This is a genomic window from Nocardiopsis sp. TNDT3, assembly GCF_003427465.1.
Classification (GTDB): Bacteria; Actinomycetota; Actinomycetes; order Streptosporangiales; family Streptosporangiaceae; genus Nocardiopsis; species Nocardiopsis dassonvillei.
Map to the genome: position 1 here is coordinate 1 of NZ_QPFC01000563.1, position 3953 is coordinate 3953.

The 3953-nt window shown below is 74.0% G+C and carries 3 protein-coding genes; all 3 read right to left on the bottom strand.

Going from position 1 to position 3953, the window contains the following annotated elements; translation table 11 throughout:
- Positions 1–193: 193 nt before the first annotated feature.
- Complete coding sequence (gene pdxA / locus DQW06_RS14465; protein WP_013153648.1) at positions 194–1222, bottom strand: 4-hydroxythreonine-4-phosphate dehydrogenase PdxA; 1029 nt, start codon at positions 1220–1222, stop codon at positions 194–196.
- A 336-nt stretch (positions 1223–1558) separates the two neighbouring features.
- A complete protein-coding gene (locus DQW06_RS14470; protein ID WP_013153647.1) occupies positions 1559–2758 on the bottom strand; it encodes a four-carbon acid sugar kinase family protein in 1200 nt (399 codons plus the stop codon).
- Entirely contained in the window at positions 2755–3798 is a 1044-nt protein-coding gene (locus DQW06_RS14475; RefSeq protein ID WP_013153646.1) for a 2-keto-3-deoxygluconate permease, read from the bottom strand. The genes DQW06_RS14470 and DQW06_RS14475 overlap by 4 nt, the downstream gene beginning before the upstream one ends.
- Between the last annotated feature and the right edge of the window lie 155 nt (positions 3799–3953).

Genomic DNA, 3953 nt, shown 5'->3' on the forward strand with positions numbered 1-3953 from the left:
GGTGGGCGCCCCGCAGGACGGGCGGGGCGCCCACCACAGGCGGGCCGGTCGGCCGGGGGAACACGGCGGTGTGCGGATGCGGCCCCCGGTTTCCCACGGGAGGCCGGTCGGTGTCGAGGCCGCGGTGGCGTGCGGGCGTCCCCCGCGCACCACGGGGACCGGGGTGCGCGCACGGGCGCGCACCCCGGACCGGCTACCCCTCGGAGCGGGTGGCCTGCCAGACGTGGCCCCAGCCGGGGGCCAGCTCGGCCGCGCGGCGGATCGCCAGCACGAGGCTGGCCTCGCGGGCGATGCCCCGGCCCGCGATGTCGAAGGCCGTGCCGTGGTCGACCGAGACGCGCACCACCGGCAGGCCCGCGGTGATGTTGACCCCGTCGTCCCCGTAGACCGCCTTGAAGGGCGCGTGCCCCTGGTCGTGGTAGCAGACCGCGACCAGCTTCCACTTGCCCTTGACCGCCGCCGGGATCAGGGCGTCGGCCGGGAGCGGGCCGTGGGCGTTGATGCCCTCCTCGCGGGCGCGGGCGATCGCGGGCGCCAGGACGTCGGCGTCCTCGTCGCCGAACAGGCGGTTCTCGCCCGCGTGCGGGTTCAGGCCCGCCACCCCGATGGGCTCGTCCGGGCTGCCCTGGGCGCGGGCGAAGGCGCTCATCAGGCGCAGTACCTGGAGGGTGCGCTCCTGGGTGACGCCCTCGATGGCCTGGCGCAGCGACACGTGCGTGGTCAGGTGGAAGAAGGACAGCTCGTCCGCCGACAGCACCAGGCTGTAGTCCTTCACCCCGAACTCGTGCGCGAGCAGCTCGGTGTGCCCGGGCCAGGCGTGGCCGCCCAGGTGCATCGCGGCCTTGTTCAGCGGCGGGGTGACGATGCCCTCCACCAGGCCGCGCTTGGCCAGGTCCACGGCGGCGATGACGAACCGGGCCGCCCCGTCGCCCGCCTCCGCGCTCAGCTCGCCCGGGGGGACGTGGCCCAGCGAGGGGCCGGTCTGCACGACGTCGATCACGCCGGGCTCGTCGGCGGCCTCGGCCGGGGAGGCGACGGTGTTGACCGCCTCCGGGTCCCCGCCGACGGCGGCGACGGCGTTGCGCAGCGCGTCGGCGTCACCGACCACGACCGGCTTGGCGTACTCGCGGACCTCGGGGTGGTGCAGCAGCGCCTTGGCCGTGATCTCGGGGCCGATCCCCGCCACGTCGCCCAGGGTGACTGCCAGTGTGGGACGGCTCATCTGAATCCTTTCGAGGAAACTCTGGCCTTCAGGCCAGGGAGGAATCGGACCTCTGTGGAGTAAAACGGGAAAAGGTAATTCGCCCTCGAGCGGATCACGTCCCACCAGATTCACCGAACCCGTGAACCACTGCTAACCTGGCTCGCGTCGGCTCGCACGAGAACCAAGTCCGGGTCGGCCTACCGCCGGGCTGGCGGAAAGTGATGTCTGTGGAGCTGGTGTAAGACCGATGGGCGGTACCCCGCCCCCCGCCGTTAGTTCGGGTCGGCAACCGGCTGCGAAGCAGAAAGCTCAACCCGCGAGGGAAGAATCTCCCTGCTTCAAATGGGAGAGAAGTCAAGCGTTCCTGCCTTTCGGGTGGCGGACCGCCTCGGCGGCCTCCAGTAGTGCGGTGGGGGATCCGAATCCCCCGGCCTTGGTGACGATGGCGCGGCCGTGCCGGGGCCCGCCGGACAGCGTGCCGATCGGGATGCCGGGCGCGACCTCGCCGGTCAGGGCGATGGCGCGGGCCTCCAGCGCCCGGGTCAGGGCGCGCGCCCCGTCGCCGCCGGTGACGACGAACCCGGACAGCTCGTGCCGTCCGGCCAGCGCGGCGGCGAACTCGCCCATGCGGCGGGCCACGGCGGCCGGGTCGAGCTGCCCGTCGCGGTCCTCGGGCGCCACCAGCGCCGTGTGGGCCGTCGAGGGGTCGAAGCGCTCCAGCGCCCCGCGGGTCCAGGAGAGCCACGCCTCCTCGTCGGCGAGGTCGCCCGGCGCGGGCTGCTCGATGCGGGTGCGCGGGTCGGCCACCAGCTCCTCCACCTGGCCGCGTGCGGTCTGGTGCAGCGAGGTGACGACCACCAGCGCGGGCGCCGGGGCCTCCTGCTCGGCCCAGGAGCGGGCCAGCCGGGAGGCGAGCCCGGCCGAGCCCACCGGCACGGCGTCCGGCCCCAGGGCGGTGACGGCCGCCGCGAGGCGGTCCAGGTCCTCCTCGGTCTCGGCGTCCGCGACGACGACCGGGCCGGCGGCGCGCAGCAGTTCGGCGTCGGCGCGGGCGTCACCGCCGGTGAGCCGGACGTGCTCGGCGCCCAGCAGGACGGCGATCCGGCTCTCGGTCACCGGGGTGACCGGGTCGCGGCCGACCGCGGTGCGGTGCACCTCGACCCCGTCGACCAAGAGGACCCCGTCGCGGACCGTGCGCCCCGTGGCCGGGAAGGCCGGGCAGACCACGGCGACCGCGCCGGGCGACCAGGCCGCGAGCGTCGCGTCGATCTCCGCGCGGATGGGGCCGCGCAGGGTGGAGTCGACCTTCTTGTACAGGCGTGCCGCGCCCGCCCCGCGCAGGCGCCGGACGGTCTCGTCGGCGGCGTGGGCGGCCCGCTTCGCGGGCAGCGCCCGCGAGTCGGTGCTGACCGCCACCACCTCGGCGGTGGAGGGGGCCGGGGAGAGCTGGAGCTCGGTGCTCCACCCCGCGCGCAGGAACTGCACGGCGGTGTCGCCCGCGCCGGTCAGGTCGTCGGCGACCACGGCCACACGGGGCTCTTCGGGTGTGCTCACGAGTTGTCCTCCTCGGCCTCGGCGGGCGCGGCCGAAGCGGCGGCGCGGGCCTGCTCCTCCTTCTCGGCCTCGGCGGGCGAGGCCCCGGCCCGGCGCAGGACCCACGTGGTCACCAGCGGGGCCAGCAGGGCGGTGACCAGGACGCTCGCGGCGACCTGGGAGGTCGCGGTGCCCACGTAGGCGGCGAACGACGGGTCGGCCGCGGCGACGATGGCCGGGGTGGCCACGGCGTTGCCGGAGGCGGTGCCGGCGGCGAAGCCGACGCCGGACTCCTTGCCGCGCCGCAGCAGGAACCGGTAACCGAGGTAGACGAACCCGCCGGTGACCAGGGTGATGACCACGCCCAGCAGGATGCCGGTCAGCCCGCCCTGGGCCACGTCGGCCAGGTTGATCCCCGTGCCGAGGGCGAAGGCGAAGAACGGGATGACGATGCCGGGCACGGGCTTGAGCACGTCGCGCCACTGGGTGTCCACGTTGCCCACGACGACGCCGAGCACGAACGGGATGATCGCGGCGAGCAGGGTCGTCAGCGGGATCTGGCCCAGGCCCGAGGCGCCGATGAACAGCAGCGTGAAGAAGGGGCCGTCGTTGACCGCTCCGGCGATGTAGGCGCCGCGGTCGCGGGCGCGTCCGTACTGGCCGGTGATGGCCAGCCACAGCCCGCCGTTGGCGTTGGTGGCGGCGGAGATCATCGCCAGGATCGACACGCCCAGGAGGCCTTCGGGGCCGGTGACCGCGGCGAGCGCGATGATCAGCAGGCCGGGGATGACGCTCTTGCCCAGGAGCACGACACCGGTCGTGGCCAGGACGGGGCCGCTCGTGCGGAGGGTGACCTGGGTGCCGGTGGCGAAGATCAGCAGGGCGATCAGGGGCATCGCGCTGTCCTTGAACAGCGCGGTGGTGAAGCTGCCGATGTCCAGCGCCCCGGGGGCGAAGGTTCCGATGACCGATCCCAGGACCAGGGGGATCAGCATCGCCCCGCCGGGGATCTTGTTCATCCAGTGGTAGAGGGGCACCAGGGACCCGTGGTCGTCGCGCATAAGTATCCGTTCGCAGGGGTGGCCCGGCGGGCGGCCCGTGGAGGTCGGAGGCCGGAACACATGTTGTCCGTACAGAGTGTACGTACAAGTTGGGATGATGTCAGATCCGGGCACACGAATTCACACCGGGGTGTCGGCGGGGCGGGGCGCGGAGG

Bases quoted from the DNA above. Each gene is read 5' to 3' on its own strand.
- DQW06_RS14475 (WP_013153646.1), bottom strand. From the start codon at position 3,798: ATGCGCGACGACCACGGGTCCCTGGTGCCCCTCTACCACTGGATGAAC.
- pdxA (WP_013153648.1), bottom strand. From the start codon at position 1,222: ATGAGCCGTCCCACACTGGCAGTCACCCTGGGCGACGTGGCGGGGATC.